Below are 20,776 nucleotides of genomic sequence, written 5' to 3'. Positions count from 1 at the left end.
CTTATCTATTATAAAATTTACTTCTTCTTATCAAAGAAGGAATCTATCTATTAAGGTAACTTGGCAATGATGGCATACCCATCTTGTTCACCTGACAAAGTATATGATGTTTGCGCTTCAATAAATGCAGATTCACCTTGTGCTAAAGTTAATTTTTGTTCACTGTTATGCAAAGTGATTTCACCCTGCATCACCAACAGAATCTCAGCATTATCCGCTTTTATTTGACACTGATAATCAGTGGAAAAATTAATATTACTTAACGCAAAATCTCGACTTGGTGTTTGATAAGTGTAGTAACCATTCTCTTTGTTGACCGCTGCAATTACTTTAGGAATAATTTCCGAACAATCAACAATTTTTAACAGTTCCGGAATATCAACATATTTCGGCGTTAAACCACCTCTAATCACATTATCGGAACTTGCCATTAGTTCGATATTTTGCCCGCGTAAATAGGCATGTGGAATACCGGCATCTTGGAAAATGCCTTCACCTTTTTTCAGATGAACAATATTGAATAAGTAGAAACTCAATAATCCCACATCAAGTTTATCTACCGAAATTTCCATCGCTTCCAATGCATATAACAACCAATAATCTGGATTATCCAAAGTTAATTCATTATTTCGATATGCCACTTGATTATGCTGAATAATCGGCAATAACCATTGTGCTAATTGCGTTTGTAAGGACTGCATTACATCTGCATAAAAATCTTTTAAAGATTGTTGTTCCAATTTTTCCGCTAAAACCACTAAAGACGGACGAGCATACAAGGTTTTTAAAATCGCACTTTTGGTTTTAAAACCGTGTAATAACCAAAAATCAGATAACGCAATCATCATTTCCGGTTTATGGTTGTCATCTTTATAACTGCGTTTTGTATCTTTGAGATCAATGCCTTGCGCATTTTCGCGTGCAAAACCCTGCTCCGCCTCTTTTTTGGTTGGGTGTAACTGAATAGACAATGGTTTCTCTACATCCAATATTTTCAACAGATAGGGTAATCTATTCCCGAATTGCTGTTGTGATGTTTCACCTAACACTATCGGATGTGTGGCAATATAATGATCAAGCCTTTGTTTATCCCCATTCACCTCTATACTGGAAACTGCGCTTGGGTGTGTTCCTAACCACCATTCTGCATAAACTTGACCATCTGGTTGTTGTTGTAATAATTGTGGAATGAATGTTTTTCCACCCCAAATATAATGTTGTGCCTTTCCATTTAGGCGATAAAACATAATTTATTTTCCTCCAATCGGCTGGGTAATTCTGCCGCTTTGCGCTAAAAACTGTAAAACAGCGGCAATGTCATCAACATTCTCAATGTAAACCGGTAAGGCTTTATCATTTTTTAAGACTATTTGTAAAAAGCCATTTTCACTGATATTTATCGCATTAATATGTTGATAGGGAATATAAATATTATTTAAAAAAAAGCCATCTTGTTTTAGTAAAAATACTGGATAACGCACAAAAAAGTGATAAATCAATAAAATTGACAACATTACTAATAAGTAAATTGTCATTTGCTCAAGCCCTCGCGGCACTGCCTGATAAACAGATAACCAAATCAGCCCCAGCATTACCAATCCTTCGATTTTCTGTCTACGCAATAGTCGTATTTTCAGTGCTGTTTTGCCATAGCACTTCGCCATTAAGAATTGATCATAAATGGCGAACAGAAAGTAGAGAATAATCAAAGTGAATAATATGGCGTTAATCAACATAGCTATTTCTATCCGTTCTAACAGAAATTTATTATTTATAAACAGAAAGTGGGCAAAGCCCACTTCCGCCGAATAGTGATAAGGTGGACAACTGCCCACCTTTATCGATTAGCCTAAAATTCCAGTGGCTGCGCCAATAATACCGATAATGAAAATACCGATAATGATCCAAAGTGCGTTTACACGGTTACGCAATAACCACATACAGGCAAAGGTAAACAGCAACGGTAATAATCCTGGCATTAAGCTGTCGAGGATTGACTGAACAGTGGTAATTTCAATAGTTCCATCTTGTTTTTCAATAGTAGAAACTACGAGTGGCACATTAATAGTTGTCCATTTCTGCACCAACGCTCCCATAATAAACAGACCAAGAATAGAAGCTCCTTCGGTTAATTTTTGCAATAAACCGCCACTCATATCTTTAACCACATCCAAACCTTTTTTATAGCCATACGTTACACCATAGTAACGAGTTGCCAAACGAACTAGGTTAAATAATACGAAAAAGAGTAATGGCCCTAAAATACTACCGCTTAATGCTAAACCAGCACCTAATGCCGCAAATACCGGACGTGCAGTTCCCCAATAAATCGGATCACCCACACCAGCCAATGGCCCCATTAAACCAACCTTAATCCCGTTGATTGCTGAATCTTCAATCGGCTTACCATTAGCACGTTCTTCTTCCATCGCAATAGTAACACCCAATACCGGTGCGGCTACGAACGGTTGTGTATTAAAGAATTCCAAATGGCGTTTGATTGCGTCTTTGCGCTCTTGTGAATTTGGATCCGGATATAAACGTTTAATTACCGGCACCATTGAAAAGGCAAAACCTAACGCTTGCATACGTTCAAAGTTCCAAGATCCTTGGAAAAGGTTTGAACGAAGTACGACTTTATTTAAATCGCTTTGGGTTACTTTTTTAGTTTCAGTTGTCATCTCTGCTTTCCCCATTAATCTAATCTGTTGTCAAGATCGTCATTACCGCTTGATACTACTTGCACCACTTGCTTACTTTGATTGTATTTAGGGTGAAGTTGGATATAAAGAATTGCCATAATTGTACCAAGTACCCCTAATGCCACTAAATTGAAATCAGTAAATGCTGCCACAACGAAACCAGCATAGAAGAATGGCATTAAATGACCTGCACGCATCATATTGATAACCATTGCATAACCGACAACGGCAATAATACCGCCGGCGATTTTCAATCCAGTTGTAACCACTGGAGGAATCGCATTCAATAAAGATTGAACAGTATCTGTACCTGCTGTCAATGCTACGATCAATGCAGGGATAGCAATACGCATCGCTTGAAGAAGTAATGCACTACAGTGAACCCAGTCTAAACGATTTAAGTTACCATCTTTCACAGATTTATCCGCAAGATGTTGGAAACCTACTGTAATCGCACGCACCACATAGGTTAATACCTGACCGGCAGCTGCAAGCGGAATCGCAATCGCAATCCCAGTGGTAATTTCTTGTCCACCAACAATAACTAAAATGGTAGATACAACGGAGGCTAAAGCGGCATCCGGTGCAAGTGCTGCACCGATATTCATCCAACCTAATGCCAATAATTCCAATGAACCACCAACGATAATCCCTGTTTTAATGTCACCTAAAACTAGACCGATTAAGGTACAAGCGATTAACGGACGGTGAGTCTGAAACTCATCCAAGATCGATCCCATTCCTGAAATACAGGAGATGATGAAGATCAAAATAATTTGAATACTAGAAAGTTCCATAATATTTTCCTTCAGTTAAGTATTAAATAAGGTTGCTTTTTTTCAATAAATCGATCATATCTTCTTTACGATCATTCGATACTTTACGCACATCAAGTTCAACATTTAAATCAGCCAACTTTTTAAATGCGGCAATATCTTTCTCATCGACCGAAACGGCACTGGTAATCTGTTTTTTACCTTCACGATAAGCCATACCACCAATGTTGACCGATTTAATATCCAACCCTGACTCAACTAAAAAGAGAGCATCGGTCGGATTAGTAAACAACAACATTACACGATCATCGTTATATTCAGGATTATTGTAAACACGCACCATTTTCGCTACATTGACAACGTGCGCACTAACTCCCGGAGGTGCAGCCTGTTTCAACATTGTTTTACGAACATCGTCTTTATCAACTTCATCATTCACCACGATAATACGATTAACTTTGCTCTCTTTTGTCCAACGAGTCGCTACTTGACCGTGAATTAAGCGGTCATCAATACGTGCAAGACCGATTGCCATATGTTTACCGGCTGTTGCAACTTGTGGTTGAGCTGGTTCAACAGGCTGAGATTGCGCCGGAGTAGCAACTACTGGAGCTGGCTCAGGTTTGGTTTCTTGTTGTGGTTTTTGTTCCAATTTCAATGCACGGACACCGCCACGACCAGTTTCCAAAGCAATTTCTGCCAATTCTTCCAAAGAAGGATCATCATCACGAGCCATAAAGGTTTCCACCAACATCGGCACGTTAACCCCTGTTACCACTTCCATATTGTCTTTGCCGTCCGCAACACGGTTAGCTGCATTAAACGGGCTGCCACCCCAAGTATCAACGAGGAATAACACTCCATCACAACCAGAAAGTTCATTCGCCAATTTATCCTGATATTTACCAATGATCGTTTCTTGGTTCTCACCCGGAACAAATTCAATAAAAGCGACATTTTCTTGCTCTCCGATCAACATCTCTGTTGTACGAAGTAATTGCTCGGCTGCGACACCATGCGTTGCTATGATAATAGCAATACTCATAGGAGCTCCTTATTTAATTTAATGAATAGATAAAATTTCAAATAGAGTAAAAACGCCGGCAATTTTAAAGAAATTTTGCTAAAAGAGATATAACACAGATCACAAAATTGAGAAAAAGATTAGAAATTATTGCCTTATTTTATAGACTTTTGCTCAATATCATTTTTTTACCCGAAGATGTAAAAAGGATGTTTCTCATTTGTGAATTAAATTTATTTAAAACGGTAAAATAAATATCAAAAAGAGTTTTTTTAAAGCCATAAAAAAAATCTCCTGCCCTTCCGGAACAGGAGATTTTCTACTAAAAGCCGATTATAGTGAAATCACTGCAAAAATAGTCAATACAGAATAAAGTACTGCTAATCCGTAGAAAATCACTCCACCTGCAGGAATATGCACTTTAAAATCGTGCAACCCTAAATGGATACGGTGAATACCGCACCAAGTTGGGAAAATTAACAATACGAGAATTGCCAATTTACCAAGCCAGGTATGAGCAAATGCAATGATATTGTCCGGTGACACTAATCCAAATGGGAGTAGAAAACCTAAAATGAGGACTAATACAGGGAAAAATACCGCACTGATTGCGCCACCTGCACCGAACAGTAACCAAACGACAGGTTCGTTTGAACGTTTTGGAGTTTCTTTGTTCATTTTCTGTTTCCTATACTAAAATTAAAGCAATAATACTTACTACTAAGGTAATTGCCCAGAAAACCTTGGTAACCATTTTCACATTAATACGTTCATTCTTCACAATGATATTCATCATTTGTGGTGCCATATTAAAGAATGTGAATGTGTTAAGTAACACTGCACCAAGAGTAATAATATTCAGAATAACTACCACCGGATTTTGTAAGAAGTTTACAAAATTACTATCAAAAGTACCGTTACCTAAACAAGTCAAACCGTAGAATAATTCTAAACAGAACCAAATGGTTGGTACTGATGTACTTTCACGCAAGACATAGAATTTGTAAAAGTCTAACTTTTTCCACCAAGTCGCTTTGACTTCACGCACATACTTTTTGCGTTTACTTGTTGCTACTGTTGTCATTCTACTTTCTCCTTATTTTTGCATTTTTAACATTGCAAAAACGTAGTCTTTCGCACTTTCAATTTTACCTTGGTTAACCGCCGAAGCAGGACCAACGTGTTTTGGACACACTTCTGAGCAATAACCAACGAAAGTACAACTCCAAACCCCATTTTTACCATTAAGGATCTTCATACGTTCTTCTTTACCGTGGTCACGGTTATCTAAATTATAACGATGAGCCAATGTAATCGCACCTGGACCAACGAATTCAGGGTTCAAGCCAAATTGCGGACACGCTGCATAGCATAAACCACAGTTAATACACATTGAGAATGTACGATATTTTTCCAATTCTGCCGGAGTTTGTTTTGTTCTTGACTTCGCCAATTCTGAAGAAGGTTGTGGAACATTCTTCAACTCCGGAGCTTTGTTGCCAATAATATATGGCTTAATTGATTCGAGGCTTTCGATGAAATGGCTCAAATCAACAACAAGATCGCGTTCAATTGGGAAATTCGCTAATGGTTCAATACGCATATGACCACTAAAATCGCGCAAGAAAGTCTTACACGCCAAGCTAGGACGACCATTTACCATCATTCCACAAGAGCCACAGATCGCCATACGGCAAGACCAACGATAAGAAAGATCCGGATCAAGTTTATCTTTAATATAACCCAACGCATCAAGTAATGAGGTTTGGCTATCATATGGAACCTGATAAGATTTTAAATGCGGTTCGTTATCTACTTCCGGATTATAACGTAGAATTTCAACCGTCATTGTTTGTAATGCGTTCGCCATTATTTTGCCCCTTCTTTTGCTGCTTTTTCTGCGGCTTCTGCTTCCGCACCGTAAACACGTTTTGCTGGTTGCGATTTAGTAATCTTCACATCGCTGTATTCAATAGTCGGCACTCCACCCTCTTTATAGAATGCAAGCGTATGTTTCAAGTAATTCACATCATCACGTTCTGTATAGTCTAAACGTTGGTGAGCACCACGAGATTCTTTACGATCAAGTGCTGAACAAGCGATAGATTGTGCTACATCAAGGATATAACCTAATTCAATAGTATAAAGCACATCAGTGTTATATACGCTTGAACGGTCAGCAACACGGATACGTTTATAACGTTCTTTCAACTCTTGGATTTTATCTACAGTTTTTTGCATACTGTCTTGCGTACGATAAATACCGCAACCCTCTTCCATAGAGTTGCCCATTTCATCACGAATTGCAGACCAAGATTCTGTACCTTCCTGATCTAACAAGGCATCAAGACGTTTAATCACATCCTGTGCTTGCGCATCAATTACAGATTGATTTGCTGGTTTTGCTTCAACCGCACGTTGAGCAGCTTGTTCGCCAGCAACACGTCCTAATACAAGCAATTCAGCAAGTGAGTTAGAACCTAAACGGTTAGCACCGTGCAAACCAGAAGAAGCACATTCACCCACAGCAAATAAACCTTTAATACGAGTTTCACATTGAGGATCAACTTCAATACCACCCATTGTATAGTGAACAACTGGACGTACAGGAATAGGCGCTTTAACCGGATCAACACCTTCATATGCTTGTGCTAACTCACAAATAAACGGTAGACGTTCGTGTAAGTATTTTTCACCAAGATGTCTTAAATCAAGGTGAACCACATCAACGCCTTTTGCGGTCTTCAAAGTGTTACCTTTTTGCAACTCTTGCCAGAATGCTTGTGAAACTTTATCACGAGGACCAAGTTCCATATATTTATTTTGAGGTTTTCCGATTGGGGTTTCAGGACCTAGACCATAATCCTGCAAATAACGATAGCCATCTTTATTGACCAAGATACCACCTTCACCACGGCAACCTTCAGTCATCAAAATACCGGTATTAGGTAATCCAGTAGGATGATATTGAACAAATTCCATATCACGTAACGGCACACCGTGACGATAAGCCATAGAAAGACCATCACCTGTTACAATACCGCCATTAGTATTAAAGCGGAATGCACGGCAACCACCACCAGTTGCGATAATGACTGCATTGGCATTGATTTGAACCATTGTGCCTTCCATCATATTCATTGCAACAACACCGCGTGCGTGACCATCATCAACAAGAATATCAAGCACAAAATGCTCATCGAAACGCTGAATTTGAGGGAATTGAATAGAAGTTTGGAATAAAGTGTGAAGTAAGTGGAAACCGGTTTTATCAGCTGCGAACCAAGTTCTTTCGATTTTCATACCACCGAAACGACGTACGTTCACATCACCATCCGGACGACGACTCCAAGGGCATCCCCAACGTTCCAACTGTGTCATTTCAATTGGAGAATGCTCTACGAAATATTCCACTACATCCTGCTCACAAAGCCAGTCACCACCAGCAACAGTGTCATGAAAATGTTTATCATATGAGTCTTCATCTTTAATAACTGCCGCAGCACCACCTTCAGCAGCAACAGTATGACTACGCATTGGATAAACTTTTGAAATTAGAGCAATTTTAAGGTTAGGGTTTGCTTCTGCAGCTGCGATTGCTGAACGCAAGCCACCACCACCGGCACCAACAATTGCAATATCGACATTAACAGTCTGCACGATATCCTCCAAGGTTACGTTATTTAGAATAGAAGTAAAAAGTGCCATTATTGTGCCATTATTTGCCCGGTAGGTAATTATTTTTTTACAGATTTTTAATAAAAAAAGTCAGTTTCGTGATCTACCTCAAAAAAGTTATGTGGCTGAACAACAATTATGGGGTATACAAAGAAACTGTTGTTAGAACAAGATTTAAACAAAATGAAAAATAGGAAGGATTTTATTTTCTGAAAATTTATTCGACCAACAAAACACAAAAAATTAATATTTTTGCAATAATCAATCTTTTATAGCACGAGAAATTAACAAAATAGAAAAAGGCGACAATTTTGATCTGATCTGCCGCCTGACTCTTTTTTGTCTATCTCTCTATCTACATCCAAGCATTATTACGAATAATACCGACTGCAATTCCTTCGATTTCTACATTTTCTTGGCTAAGATCGACTACAATTGGAGAAAGTTCGCTATTTTCCGGATGCAAATAAAGCATATTTCCTTTACGCTCAAAACGTTTTACTGTTACATTATCACCGATACGCGCAACCACCACTTGCCCATTTCTCACATCTTTTGTACTGTGCACAGCTAATAGATCACCGTCTAAAATACCAATATCTTTCATCGACATTCCCTGTACTTTCAGCAAAAAATCCGCTTTCGGTTTAAACATATTCACATCTACTTGATACATCGCTTCGATATGTTCTTCCGCCAAAATTGGTTCTCCGGCAGCAACCCGTCCAACCAACGGCAACCCCTCCTGTTCATCGTTTGCCGCTTCCACTTCACCAATTAACCTTATTCCGCGTGAAGTGCCAGATACTATTTCAATAACACCTTTTCTGGCTAAAGCTTTTAAATGCTCTTCCGCTGCATTGGCAGAACGGAAACCAAGCTGCTTGGCTATTTCCGCACGAGTCGGTGGCATTCCTGTTTGTTCTAAATGCTGTTTTACAAAATCAAAAACCTGTTGTTGACGTGCTGTCAGTGCTTTATTACTTTTTATCGCCATAATCCCATTCTCTGTGCTTTTATACAGTATTACCTGTCATTATATACAGCCTCTCTCTGATTGCAAAGTAATTTATCAAGCACCGTTCTTTTATGAATTGCTTGATCTGACGCTCACTTTTAATAATAAATTTATGCTACACTTACTCCGTTTTTTATTAAAAATCAAAATAAAGGAATTCAAATGGCTTTTTTTCTTAATTTTTATCGAAAATTATTAAGCTTGCCGCTATCTATTTTGGTCAAGAGTAATTCAATTCCCAATAATCCAATCGAAGAATTACATCTCAATATTAATGAACCCCTAATTTATGTTCTTCCCTACACTTCTCAAACCGACTTACTTATTTTTCAGAAAAACTGTCTTTCTTTAGGTTTGCCTGATCCATTAGAGATGAATGAAATTAATGGAAAACAATTGCCTCGCTATGTTTTTCTCGATGAGGGACGTCGTTTCTTTAAATCAAAAACAGTAAAAAAAGAAACAGAACAAATTTTTTCTCAATATCTAGAACAGCACCGCAATTTAGCAGATCTTGACGTGCAATTAATTCCAGTTTCTGTGCTATGGGGACGCTCACCCGGCTATGAAGATAAATCCGGTTTACCGAAACTGCGTTTGCTTAACGGTATCGAAAAGTTTGCAACAATTTTATGGTTTGGTCGTGATAATTTTGTTCGTTTTTCACAAGCGGTCTCTTTACGTTATATGGTGAATAATTTCGGTTCCGATCAAAAAATGGCACAAAAATTAGCGCGGGTTGCTCGTATCCATTTCTCAAAACAGCGTATTTCCGCTACCGGTCCACGTTTACTAAATCGTTCCGCTATGTTTGCTAAATTACTAAGCAATGAAAAGATTATAAAGGCAATTGCAGACGAAGCAGAAAATAAGAAAATTTCACCCGAGAAAGCTCGTCAGGAAGCTGAAAAAATTCTACAGGAAATCGCTGCCAACTTTAATTACAGCAGTTTACGTGTGGCTGATCGTTTCTTGCGTTGGTTATGGAATCGCCTTTATCAAGGAATTAATGTCGAACACGCAGATCGTGTACGAAAACTGGCTTTAGAAGGACACGAAATTGTTTATGTCCCTTGCCATCGTAGCCATATCGACTATTTATTACTCTCCTATGTACTCTATCATCAAGGTTTAGTACCACCACATATTGCTGCCGGCATTAATTTAAATTTCTGGCCTGTAGGCTCAATATTCCGTAGCTGGGGTGCATTTTTTATTCGTCGAACATTCAAAGGCAATCGTCTTTATTCCACTATTTTTAGAGAATATTTGGCAGAATTGTTCCATCGTGGTTATTCCGTTGAGTTTTTTATTGAAGGTGGGCGTTCTCGTACTGGACGTTTATTAGCCCCCAAAACTGGGATGATGTCAATGACATTACAAGCATTGCAAAGTGGACAACAAACACGACCAATCTCAATCGTACCGGTTTATATCGGTTATGAACACGTACTCGAAGTTGACACTTACGCAAAAGAGCTTCGTGGTGCTGAGAAAGAAAAAGAAAATGCCGGATTAGTGTTACGCGTTATCAAGAAATTACGCAATCTCGGTAAAGGTTATGTGAATTTTGCCGAGCCGATTACGCTCAACAATTATTTAAATCAGCACTATCCGGATTGGCGTAATCATAGTGCAGATGATAAAAATCGCCCAGAATGGTTTAATGAAGCAGTTTCCCGTGTTTCCAATCAAGTGATGGTGAATATTAATCGTGCTGCTGCTGTAAATGCGATGAATTTAACGGTTTCAATCTTACTTTCTTCACGTCAACGTGCGTTATCCAAAGAGTTATTAATTGAACAGATTGATTCCTGCTTACAATTATTGCGCAATACCTGTTACGATGATGATATTATTTTGCCTAACGAAAACGGTGAAAGCATATTACAACACGTTTTAAATTTAGATCGTGTCGGCATTTTAATCGAAAAAGATAATTTCGGTGAAATAGTTAGACTAGAACGCAACTCCGCAGTTTTGATGACATATTACCGTAATAATATTCAACATTTATTTGTGTTGCCTTCATTTATTGCCAGCTTAGTATTACATCACGAAGCGATAGAGTTAAATCTTGTCTTAGAGGCAGTAAAAAAATTCTATCCATTCTTGGCAAATGAACTTTTCTTAAATATTCCTGAAGAGAAATTGCAGAAATATTTATTATCGATTATTGATGAATTATGCCAACAAGAAATCTTAAAACGCCACGAAAATATTTTGACTATTAATAAAAAACGTGGGCGTTCACTACAGCTTCTAGCTGCTGGTGTGCGTGAAATTTTACAACGTTACTTTATTACATTAAGCCTGCTTAAAGCTGAGCCAAATAAAGCTAGAACAGAATTGGAAAAAGAGAGTCAATCCATTGCTCAACGTTTATCTGTACTACACGGTATCAATGCTCCCGAATTCTTTGATAAAGCAGTATTTTCTGCTTTTATTAATGGATTAAAACAGAACGGATATTTTGATACAGAGGGTAATGTTAATAATGAGAAATTGGATCAGTTACTTTCTATTTTACACAAAATAATTTCACTAGAAATTGATATTACTATTCAAGGTGCTATCGAGAAATAGTCGTTTTTATAAATTAGATCAGCCTGCTATATAAAAGTAGGCTGATTTTTTATATTCTTATTCTGCATTTATTTCTCTAACTTAATTTTTCACCAAACTATTAACATTTAGACTCTATCACTTTTCAATTCAACAAAATAACAGGCATAAAAAAACCGCCGTTTGGCGGTTTTTAATTATTGAGGAATATATATAGAACCTAATTATTTAGAGATATGAACTACTAAATCAAGAACTTTGTTAGAGTAACCTGTTTCGTTGTCATACCAAGAAACAACTTTAACATAAGTATCTGTTAATTGGATACCTGCTTTCGCATCAAAAATAGAGGTTAATGCACAACCGTTGAAGTCTGTTGAAACAACATCATCTTCTGTATAACCTAAAACGCCTTTTAATTCTTCTTCAGAAGCACGTTTCATTTCTGCACAGATTTCTGCATAAGTTGCAGGTTTTTCTAAGTTTACTGTTAAGTCAACAACAGATACGTTTGGAGTAGGAACACGGAATGCCATACCGGTTAATTTACCGTTTAATGCAGGAATTACTTTACCTACAGCTTTTGCCGCACCGGTTGAAGATGGGATGATGTTTTGAGCTGCACCACGACCACCACGCCAATCTTTCGCAGATGGGCCATCAACAGTTTTTTGAGTTGCTGTAGTTGCGTGAACGGTAGTCATTAAACCGTCTTTGATACCCCATTTGTCATTTAATACTTTAGCAATTGGCGCCAAGCAGTTTGTTGTACAAGATGCATTTGAAACGATATCTTGACCTGCATAGCTATCGAAGTTAACACCATTTACAAACATTGGAGTGCTGTCTTTTGAAGGACCAGTCATAACAACTTTCTTCGCACCAGTGGTGATATGTTTACGTGCTGTTTCGTCTGTTAAAAATAAGCCTGTTGCTTCAACAACAACATCAACACCGATTTCGTTCCATTTTAAGTTAGCAGGATCACGTTCTGCAGTAACGCGAATAGTTTTACCGTTTACTACTAAATGACCGTCTTTAACTTCAACTGTACCGTCAAAACGACCGTGAGTTGAATCATATTTCAACATATAAGCCATATAATCAACATCGATTAAGTCATTGATACCAACAACTTCAACATCGTCACGATGTTGTGCAGCACGGAAAACGATACGACCGATACGACCAAAACCATTAATACCAATTTTAATTGCCATAGTATTTTTACCTATATTTAATGTTAAACAAAATTGAATTTAAACACGGACTATTAACATCACCAATATCCCGTGTTCAAGCTGGGCAAATTATAACACAAACTTGTTTTTAACGAAAATCCGCTAGCCCTCGGATGAAAGATAACACATCACTTTTTTGTGATCTACATCAAATTTTATTCATTAAAGTCTTCCGGTAAATGTTGCTGCATTGATGACCAAATAAGACCACTTTCAATACCATATTGTCTAATACAAGGACGAACCTGCTCCAATTCACCGCTTTGGCAAATTTTATGCAACTGATGGTAAAATTTTAATGCTAACGCTCGCCCTGTTGGATTGGAAAAATAGAAACGTCCGACTCGCTCATATAAACTCTTTAAACTGTTTAAAATCAGCCCATATACTGGATTTTTTGATGCAAATGCTAATTTTCTAAATAATTCATAATCAAACGTTGTATAGTCTTCAGCATTATCTTTTAATACTGCTAACGGTTTAAACACTTCCAAAGATTCTTCTTTAGCAATTCGGAATGCCTTACAGATATAAATAGCGGAGATATTAGTCCTTGCCGACAAAATATTAGCAATAATTGTCGGCACACGTGTACCGTCCAGCTTAATCAAAGCTTCTAGAATATTCAATCCTGAAGTTTCCCAAATATTATTTACTCTCGTTGGTTTACCATGTTGGATACTTAACCAACCATCTCTCGCTAAACGTTGTAAAACCTCACGCAACGTTGTTCTGGTTACTCCAATTTTATCTGCCAGTTCTCTTTCTGCCGGTAAGTCAGTTCCCGGTGGAAAATGGTTATTCCAAATACTACGAATGATATACTCTTCCGCCAAACCAGCAGGACTTTGTGCTTTGATGATATCGTTCTGTGTTACCATTAATTATTCCTTCGTCTGTTTTCATATCTTTTAAATCAGTCTATTTTCCAACGCTTTTATAACAGCTCTATACTTAAAAGAGATGAAATAGTGAAAATTTTTGATCCTTCACAAATAAAATGAATATCGGATGAAATGAACTTGCAAGATTGTATTACAATCTTGCTCGTTGTACATTGAAAAAATTCAATATTCTTTGATCAAAAAAACTTACAGTCTATGGAGATGACGTTATGGCGTATTTGCAAGCTGGTATGCAAAACTTTTTAGGGAAAAGCCCAAATTGGTATAAATTACTTATTATCGGTTTTTTATTGATAAATCCGATTGTTTTTTACATTGATCCTTTTACCGCAGGTTGGATCTTAGTTGCTGAGTTTATCTTTACGCTCGCAATGGCATTAAAATGTTATCCCTTACAACCAGGTGGTTTACTAGCATTAGAGGCCGTAATTATAGGAATGACTACACCGGAACATATTAAGCACGAAATTATGGCTAACTTTGAAGTTATTATGTTATTGATGTTTATGGTTGCCGGTATTTATTTTATGAAACAATTGTTACTGTTTCTATTTACTAAACTTCTTCTTGCTATTCGCTCCAAACTTGTTCTTTCCTTAGCTTTCTGTATGAGTTCCGCATTTTTATCCGCTTTTCTTGATGCACTTACCGTTGTCGCCGTAGTTATCAGCGTCTGTATGGGGTTCTATGGGGTTTATCACAAAGTCGCCTCCGGTAATAAGTTTGATGATTCCACCGATATTACCAATGACGATAAAATCACCAACGCAAAAAATACATTGGAAGAGTTTCGTGCATTTTTACGTAGTTTAATGATGCACGCTAGTGTCGGTACGGCTTTAGGTGGTGTAATGACAATGGTAGGCGAACCACAGAATTTAATTATCGCTGAACAAGCTGGCTGGAATTTTAGTGAATTCTTCTTCCGTATGGCTCCAGTTACCCTTCCAGTTCTTCTTTGCGGTTTATTAACCTGCCTTGCATTAGAGAAATTTAAATTATTCGGCTATGGCGCACATTTGCCACGTCGTGTCTGGTTAGTGTTAGCAATTTTAGATCGTAGTCAAAGCGAAAAAATGACCAATAATGATCGTCTGAAATTAATCGTTCAAGCAATTATTGCTGTTTGGCTAATTATCGGTTTAGCATTTCACCTTGCAGCCGTTGGATTAATTGGTTTAACCATTATTATTTTAGCGACCTCTCTTTGCGGAGTTACCGATGAACATACTATTGGGCGCGCGTTCCAAGAGTCATTACCGTTTACTGCTTTGTTAGTGGTATTTTTCACAGTTGTTGCCGTCATTATCGATCAACATCTTTTCGGTGGCATCATCCAATTCGTATTAAGTGCTAGTGAAAGCTCACAACTTATGTTGTTCTATATCTTCAATGGTCTGCTTTCGTCTATTTCAGATAATGTATTCGTCGGCACTGTCTATATTAATGAAGCAAAAGCAGCTTTAGAAGCCGGCAAAATTTCATTAACACAATTTGAGTCTATTGCTGTTGCAATCAATACCGGAACTAACTTACCTTCAGTGGCAACACCAAACGGTCAAGCTGCATTCTTATTCTTATTAACTTCATCATTTGCCCCATTAATTCGTTTATCTTATGGTAGAATGGTGATTATGGCGTTACCTTATACCATTGTGTTATCTATCGTTGGTCTTATTGGTGTAGAATTTTTCTTACCGGAACTTGCTTCATTATTTACACAATGGGGTTTAATCCCAGTATCGCATATTCCACCGGTTCACTAGAAGGATAAATAATGTTCGTACTCTTTAAATCTTGGTCTTTAACTCGCACAGCTTGGTTTATTATGGCGTTATCAGGTGTCGCACTAGAGGGGGCGGCACTCTATTTTCAGTACGGTCTGGGGTTACATCCTTGTGTAATGTGTATTTATGAACGCGTTGCATTATTTGCAATTATTATAGGTGCATTAATTGGTGCCATTTATCCGTCTGTATTGGTTTGTCGACTTCTCGGTATTGCTGTCGGTTTATGGGGAGCGGTTAAAGGATTGATGATCGCTATCGAACACGTCGATTATCAATTCAATCCCGCACCTTGGAAACAGTGCGAATTCAAACCTGATTTCCCACATACATTGCCGTTAGATCAGTGGTTTCCACATATTTTTCAGGCAAGTGGCTCCTGTAGTGATATCACTTGGAAATTCCTTGGCTATACAATGCCACAATGGTTAATTGCTATATTTGTTATCTATATTGTTATTTGGCTAATCGTGGCATTATCTCAATTCAAACGCCACCCTTTTTCTCGTCAACGTCAATTATTCAGATAAGAGTGAATAAAAAAGGATAATTATTTGATATTTATCCTTTTTTCTTATTTTTCAGATAAAGGTTAAAAATATGGTTGATATTCGTCATTCACTACAAAAATATATTGATTGGGTTATTCGGCTTGGGCGTTTACGTTTTTCAATTTTAGGGATTACTATCCTAGCGGTATTTGCACTTTGTACGCAAATTCTCTTAAGCATCTTCATCATTGGCACTATAGATTGGATGGATATCATTCGTTCTATTACATTCGGCCTAATTTCAGCACCTTTTGTGATCTATTTTTTTAATGTGATTGTGGAAAAACTAGAGCTGTCACGCCAACATTTGCACGAATCAAATTTAGAATTATCTAATACTTTAACTTTGTTGGAACAAGAAATTAGTGCTAAAAATAAAGCCCAAATTGCACTACAACAAAAAGCAGATTTCTTACGTTCTTTTATTGATGCCTCTCCTGATTTAGTTTTTTCTCGTGCGGAAAATGGGCAATTATTAGAATGTAACCGTGCAATGGAGTTATTGACAGGAAAAAGTGAGGCAGAATTAAAAACCTTAGAGATCGAACAAACATTTTCTATTGATATTGCAAAATATGTACGAGCAACTGATCGAGCTGTCTTGGATAATAATTATGGAATGACTTACGAGCAATGGTTTAAATATCCTAATGGCAAACTGGCCTGTTTTGAAATCCGCAAAGTACCTTATTATGATCGCATTAATAAACAGCACTGTTTATTGGGTTTTGGGCGAGATATTACAGAACATAAACGTTATCAGGAAACCATTGAAAAAGCGAGCCGTGATAAGTCCACACTAATGGCAACCATTAGTCACGAATTACGCACCCCTCTTAACGGTATAATAGGTTTGAGTAGAATTCTGTTAGATAGCCAATTAAATGAGGAGCAGCGTAATTATCTACATACTATTAATGTGAGTGCTGTTTCACTCGGGCATATTTTTAGCGATATCATTGATTTAGAAAAATTAGATACTCGTCGAATTCAACTTTATAAGAAAGAAACCAACGTAATGCATTTATTGAGCGATATTAATAATTTTGCAACTTTTATGACCAATCAAAAAAATCTCAGTTTTAAGCTTGAATATGATCAAAATTTGCCAAATTTATTGTTGTTAGATTATGCTCGTATTTCACAAATTCTATGGAATTTAATTAATAATGCTGTGAAATTTACGCCTTCCGGCGGTCTGACATTACGATTTTCACGTTTGGATCAAAATACTTATAGCTTTGCGCTAACCGATACCGGCATCGGTATTCCCCAATCCGAATTGAAAAAGATCTTTGCAATGTATTATCAAGTTCGTACCGCTAATCAAAAAGCACTTGGCAGCGGTATCGGTCTATCGATTTCCAAACGTATTGCTAAATTAATGAACGGTGATCTCACTGTTGTTAGCGAACTGGGCAAAGGTTCAACCTTCACATTCACATTTAAAGCAGAACACGCACATAAATTGCCGAAAATCTCCTCTACTCCAGAACTACAAAATCTATCTGTATTGCTGGTTGAAGATATTGAAATCAACATCATTGTTGCTAAATCTGTTTTAGAAAAACTGGGTTATCAAGTAGACATTGCAATGAACGGTAAAGAGGCAATTCATAAAATTGAAAATAATCAATATGATCTAGTTTTCCTTGATATTCATCTACCTGATATGACAGGATTTGAAATTGCAGATTATCTACATCAGCAATATGAAGATGAAAAATTCGATTATTTACCGCCTCTGGTCGCATTAACAGCAAATGTCGTTTCCAATAAACAAGATTATCTGAAACACGGAATGGATGATGTGTTACAAAAACCGTTGTCACTCGATGCTTTAAATAAATGTTTATTGCAACTATTTAATCTACAACCAGAAAATTCCAGCGACAAAGAAAAACAGGAAAACTCTCACGAAATGGAAACTATACCTTCTGTACAGGATAAACAGTGGCCTCAACTTGATTTGTCCATTCTTGATGAGCTTTATGAAATTCTTGGCAAACAAGCAATTCAAAATAATTTAAAGCTTTTTGTCGCAACAATGCCAGAATATCTACAGCAACTTATGCAAGAGTATCAACACTATTTGAGTGATCCGCAGAAGAAATTACAGCTTACTGAAACTGCACACAAAATGAAAGGAGCTGCCGCTTCAGTCGGATTAAAACAGCTACAACAAGTTTGTAAAGCAATTCAAGACGGAGATAGTAGTGATTGGCAAATATGTCTTGCTAATCGTATTGAACAATTAAAGTCTTGGCAACAACACGTAGCAAGTTTACAACGCTGGCTGGATAGCAAATAATGGTACAAAACTTAATTTTTTTGCACGGGTTTCTTGGCAGCAGTAAAGATTGGAAAAATGTTATTAAGCATCTACCCTATTATCATTGTTACTGTTTAGATTTACCTTCACACGGTCAAAATAGGCAAAATATGGCAGATTTTGACCAATGCTCCGAATGGTTATCCAATAAAATTCATCACTTAATCGGAAATCAACCTTATCATTTAATCGGCTACTCGTTAGGTGGTCGTTTAGCTGCCTACTTTGCTACACAAACACAATTTGCACATCATCATTTGCAACAAGTCTTTCTGGAAGGAGCAAATTTAGGTTTAGATACCGAACAGGAAAAACAACAACGTTGGCAAAATGACATAAAGTGGGCAACACGATTTGCATCAGAAAATATTGAAACAGTGCTTAAAGATTGGTATCAACAAGCAGTTTTTTCGGATTTAACGGCTTTGCAACGCCAACAATTAATTGCAATTCGCAAACATAATAACGGTAGCGATTTGGCAAAAATGTTAAGTGCAACCTCATTAGCCAAACAACCTAATCTTTGGCAACAAATTCAAACTCAGCCACAAAAATTTCACTATATTTGTGGAGAAAATGATAAAAAATTTAAACTGTTGGCTGAAAAACATCAATTAAACCTAACATTAATTGCTAAAGTTGGGCATAATGCGCATATTCATCAACCGGCAGCATTTGCCGAGTGTTTAATCACCCTATTCAATCAATAAAAAAGGAAATTTTATGTTATATCCAAGTGAAGACTTTTTATACGCTCCTGTTGAATGGCAAAATTGTAGCGAAGGTTATAGCGATATTTTGTATCACAAATCAAAAGATGGTATTGCTAAAATTACAATTAATCGCCCTGAAGTACGTAATGCTTTCCGCCCACAAACCGTAAAAGAGATGATTAAAGCCTTTTCTGACGCTCGTTTTGATGAAAAAATAGGCGTTATTGTTTTAACCGGTCAAGGTGAGAAAGCCTTCTGCTCCGGCGGTGATCAAAAAGTACGTGGTGATTACGGTGGTTATAAAGATGATCAAGGCGTTCATCATTTAAACGTACTTGATTTCCAACGAGATATTCGCACTTGTCCAAAACCAGTGGTAGCAATGGTAGCCGGTTATGCTATTGGTGGTGGTCACGTTTTACATATGATGTGCGATTTAACTATCGCAGCGGATAATGCTATTTTTGGTCAAACCGGTCCACGCGTTGGTTCTTTTGATGGTGGCTGGGGTGCTTCTTATATGGCTCGCATTGTTGGTCAGAAAAAAGCTCGTGAAATCTGGTTCTTATGCCGTCAATATAATGCAAAAGAGGCTCTGGATATGGGGTTAGTCAACACCGTCGTCCCTTATGCTGATTTAGAAAAAGAGACTGTACGTTGGTGCCGTGAAATGTTGCAAAACAGCCCTATTGCATTACGTTGTTTGAAAGCGGCATTAAATGCAGATTGTGACGGTCAAGCCGGCTTGCAGGAATTGGCAGGCAATGCCACAATGCTGTTCTATATGACCGAAGAGGGACAAGAAGGCAGAAATGCCTTTAATGAAAAACGTCAACCAGACTTCAGCAAATTTAAACGTAATCCTTAATTTCCAGTGGTCAGCATTCGCTGACCATTTCTTTTCCATCTAGAGGCAATCAACTATGGCAATCCGAAATTACTTATCTTTCACACCACAATTAGGTAAAGATGTTTATGTCGATGAAGCGGCTACCGTTATTGGTAAAGTCTGGCTTGAAGATAACGTTTCCATTTGGCCAGGAGCAGTCTTGCGTGGTGATGTGAATGATATTCGTATCGGCGCACGCAGCAATATACAGGATCTCTGTGTACTGCATACTACTCGATCCACTACAGAACATCCTAAGGGTTCTCCTTTGAAAATCGGAGAAGATGTTACTGTCGGTCATAGTGTTTTACTTTACACGGTTGTACTATAGGAAATCGAGTTTTAGTCGGAATGGGTAGCATTATTTTAGATGATGCTGTCATTGAAGATGACGTTATCATTGGCGCCGGTAGTTTAGTCCCACCGCGAAAGCACCTAACTAGCGGTTATCTCTATCTTGGCTCTCCTGTCAAAATGATTCGTCCATTAACTGAAGAAGAAAGCAAATTCTTACGAATTTCCGCACAAAATTATATTGATACAGCGGCGGACTTTCTTAGTATGAAATAACAAAAAAGACCGAATATTCATTCAC

The 20,776-nt window shown here is 37.6% G+C and carries 20 protein-coding genes; 8 read left to right on the top strand and 12 right to left on the bottom strand.

The window, feature by feature from the left end; all coding sequences use genetic code 11:
• Positions 1 to 50: 50 nt before the first annotated feature.
• The 10 genes from manA to lexA all read right to left on the bottom strand — a co-directional run bounded on the left by manA (position 51) and on the right by lexA (position 9,171).
• Complete coding sequence (manA, locus tag ACXPAV_RS00395) at positions 51 to 1,247, bottom strand: mannose-6-phosphate isomerase, class I (RefSeq protein WP_458003673.1); 1,197 nt, start codon at positions 1,245 to 1,247, stop codon at positions 51 to 53.
• A 3-nt stretch (positions 1,248 to 1,250) separates the two neighbouring features.
• Positions 1,251 to 1,736, bottom strand: a complete 486-nt coding sequence (locus tag ACXPAV_RS00390; RefSeq protein WP_458003672.1) for a YobD family protein — start codon at positions 1,734 to 1,736, stop codon at positions 1,251 to 1,253.
• 108 nt (positions 1,737 to 1,844) lie between these two features.
• Positions 1,845 to 2,681: a PTS mannose transporter subunit IID gene (locus ACXPAV_RS00385; protein WP_039082749.1), complete on the bottom strand. Its 837-nt coding sequence runs from the start codon at positions 2,679 to 2,681 to the stop codon at positions 1,845 to 1,847.
• Between the two features lie 14 nt (positions 2,682 to 2,695).
• Positions 2,696 to 3,499, bottom strand: a complete 804-nt coding sequence (locus tag ACXPAV_RS00380) for a PTS mannose/fructose/sorbose transporter subunit IIC (protein ID WP_039157278.1) — start codon at positions 3,497 to 3,499, stop codon at positions 2,696 to 2,698.
• Positions 3,500 to 3,521: 22 nt separating this feature from the next.
• Positions 3,522 to 4,523 (bottom strand): PTS mannose transporter subunit IIAB, encoded by a 1,002-nt coding sequence (gene manX / locus ACXPAV_RS00375; protein ID WP_458003671.1) that lies wholly within the window; start codon positions 4,521 to 4,523, stop codon positions 3,522 to 3,524.
• Between the two features lie 312 nt (positions 4,524 to 4,835).
• Positions 4,836 to 5,180: a fumarate reductase subunit FrdD gene (gene frdD / locus ACXPAV_RS00370; RefSeq protein ID WP_458003670.1), complete on the bottom strand. Its 345-nt coding sequence runs from the start codon at positions 5,178 to 5,180 to the stop codon at positions 4,836 to 4,838.
• A gap of 10 nt (positions 5,181 to 5,190) precedes the next feature.
• Positions 5,191 to 5,586 carry a fumarate reductase subunit FrdC gene (gene frdC / locus ACXPAV_RS00365; RefSeq protein WP_021461007.1) on the bottom strand — a complete coding sequence of 132 codons (396 nt, stop codon included), beginning with the start codon at positions 5,584 to 5,586 and terminating at the stop codon, positions 5,191 to 5,193.
• A 12-nt stretch (positions 5,587 to 5,598) separates the two neighbouring features.
• The gene (locus tag ACXPAV_RS00360; RefSeq protein ID WP_021461006.1) at positions 5,599 to 6,372 is read right to left on the bottom strand and encodes a succinate dehydrogenase/fumarate reductase iron-sulfur subunit; all 774 of its coding nucleotides are present in this window, start codon (positions 6,370 to 6,372) and stop codon (positions 5,599 to 5,601) included.
• A complete protein-coding gene (gene frdA, locus ACXPAV_RS00355; RefSeq protein WP_039134758.1) occupies positions 6,372 to 8,162 on the bottom strand; it encodes a fumarate reductase (quinol) flavoprotein subunit in 1,791 nt (596 codons plus the stop codon). The genes ACXPAV_RS00360 and frdA overlap by 1 nt, the downstream gene beginning before the upstream one ends.
• A 373-nt stretch (positions 8,163 to 8,535) precedes the next feature.
• Positions 8,536 to 9,171 carry a transcriptional repressor LexA gene (gene lexA / locus ACXPAV_RS00350; protein ID WP_179255232.1) on the bottom strand — a complete coding sequence of 212 codons (636 nt, stop codon included), beginning with the start codon at positions 9,169 to 9,171 and terminating at the stop codon, positions 8,536 to 8,538.
• A 189-nt stretch (positions 9,172 to 9,360) separates the two neighbouring features.
• Between lexA and plsB the strand changes: the two genes are divergently transcribed.
• Positions 9,361 to 11,784, top strand: coding sequence for a glycerol-3-phosphate 1-O-acyltransferase PlsB (gene plsB / locus ACXPAV_RS00345; protein WP_458003669.1), 2,424 nt, complete (start codon positions 9,361 to 9,363; stop codon positions 11,782 to 11,784).
• Between the two features lie 203 nt (positions 11,785 to 11,987).
• Here the strand turns inward: plsB and gapA are convergent, their stop codons facing one another.
• Positions 11,988 to 12,983, bottom strand: coding sequence for a glyceraldehyde-3-phosphate dehydrogenase (gene gapA, locus ACXPAV_RS00340; RefSeq protein ID WP_458003668.1), 996 nt, complete (start codon positions 12,981 to 12,983; stop codon positions 11,988 to 11,990).
• Between the two features lie 176 nt (positions 12,984 to 13,159).
• Complete coding sequence (gene fadR / locus ACXPAV_RS00335) at positions 13,160 to 13,885, bottom strand: fatty acid metabolism transcriptional regulator FadR (RefSeq protein WP_458003667.1); 726 nt, start codon at positions 13,883 to 13,885, stop codon at positions 13,160 to 13,162.
• A gap of 233 nt (positions 13,886 to 14,118) precedes the next feature.
• Here fadR and nhaB point away from each other — a divergent pair, with 233 nt between their 5' ends.
• The 7 genes from nhaB (at position 14,119) to ACXPAV_RS00300 (ending at position 20,751) form a co-directional block, all read left to right on the top strand.
• Complete coding sequence (gene nhaB, locus ACXPAV_RS00330) at positions 14,119 to 15,675, top strand: Na(+)/H(+) antiporter NhaB (protein WP_039134713.1); 1,557 nt, start codon at positions 14,119 to 14,121, stop codon at positions 15,673 to 15,675.
• An 11-nt stretch (positions 15,676 to 15,686) separates the two neighbouring features.
• On the top strand, positions 15,687 to 16,226 hold the full coding sequence (gene dsbB, locus ACXPAV_RS00325; RefSeq protein WP_039134715.1) for a disulfide bond formation protein DsbB: 540 nt from the start codon (positions 15,687 to 15,689) through the stop codon (positions 16,224 to 16,226).
• A gap of 70 nt (positions 16,227 to 16,296) precedes the next feature.
• Complete coding sequence (locus ACXPAV_RS00320; RefSeq protein WP_458003666.1) at positions 16,297 to 18,558, top strand: ATP-binding protein; 2,262 nt, start codon at positions 16,297 to 16,299, stop codon at positions 18,556 to 18,558.
• A complete protein-coding gene (gene menH / locus ACXPAV_RS00315; RefSeq protein ID WP_458003665.1) occupies positions 18,558 to 19,289 on the top strand; it encodes a 2-succinyl-6-hydroxy-2,4-cyclohexadiene-1-carboxylate synthase in 732 nt (243 codons plus the stop codon). The genes ACXPAV_RS00320 and menH overlap by 1 nt, the downstream gene beginning before the upstream one ends.
• 13 nt (positions 19,290 to 19,302) lie before the next feature.
• Positions 19,303 to 20,160: a 1,4-dihydroxy-2-naphthoyl-CoA synthase gene (menB, locus tag ACXPAV_RS00310; protein WP_018345838.1), complete on the top strand. Its 858-nt coding sequence runs from the start codon at positions 19,303 to 19,305 to the stop codon at positions 20,158 to 20,160.
• A gap of 55 nt (positions 20,161 to 20,215) precedes the next feature.
• Positions 20,216 to 20,512, top strand: a complete 297-nt coding sequence (locus tag ACXPAV_RS00305; RefSeq protein ID WP_458003664.1) for a gamma carbonic anhydrase family protein — start codon at positions 20,216 to 20,218, stop codon at positions 20,510 to 20,512.
• Positions 20,513 to 20,532: 20 nt separating this feature from the next.
• On the top strand, positions 20,533 to 20,751 hold the full coding sequence (locus ACXPAV_RS00300; RefSeq protein ID WP_458003663.1) for a gamma carbonic anhydrase family protein: 219 nt from the start codon (positions 20,533 to 20,535) through the stop codon (positions 20,749 to 20,751).
• Positions 20,752 to 20,776 lie beyond the last annotated feature (25 nt).

It is taken from the genome of Gallibacterium sp. ZY190522 (assembly GCF_054166015.1).
This window is presented reverse-complemented; position numbering and strand designations above follow the sequence as displayed.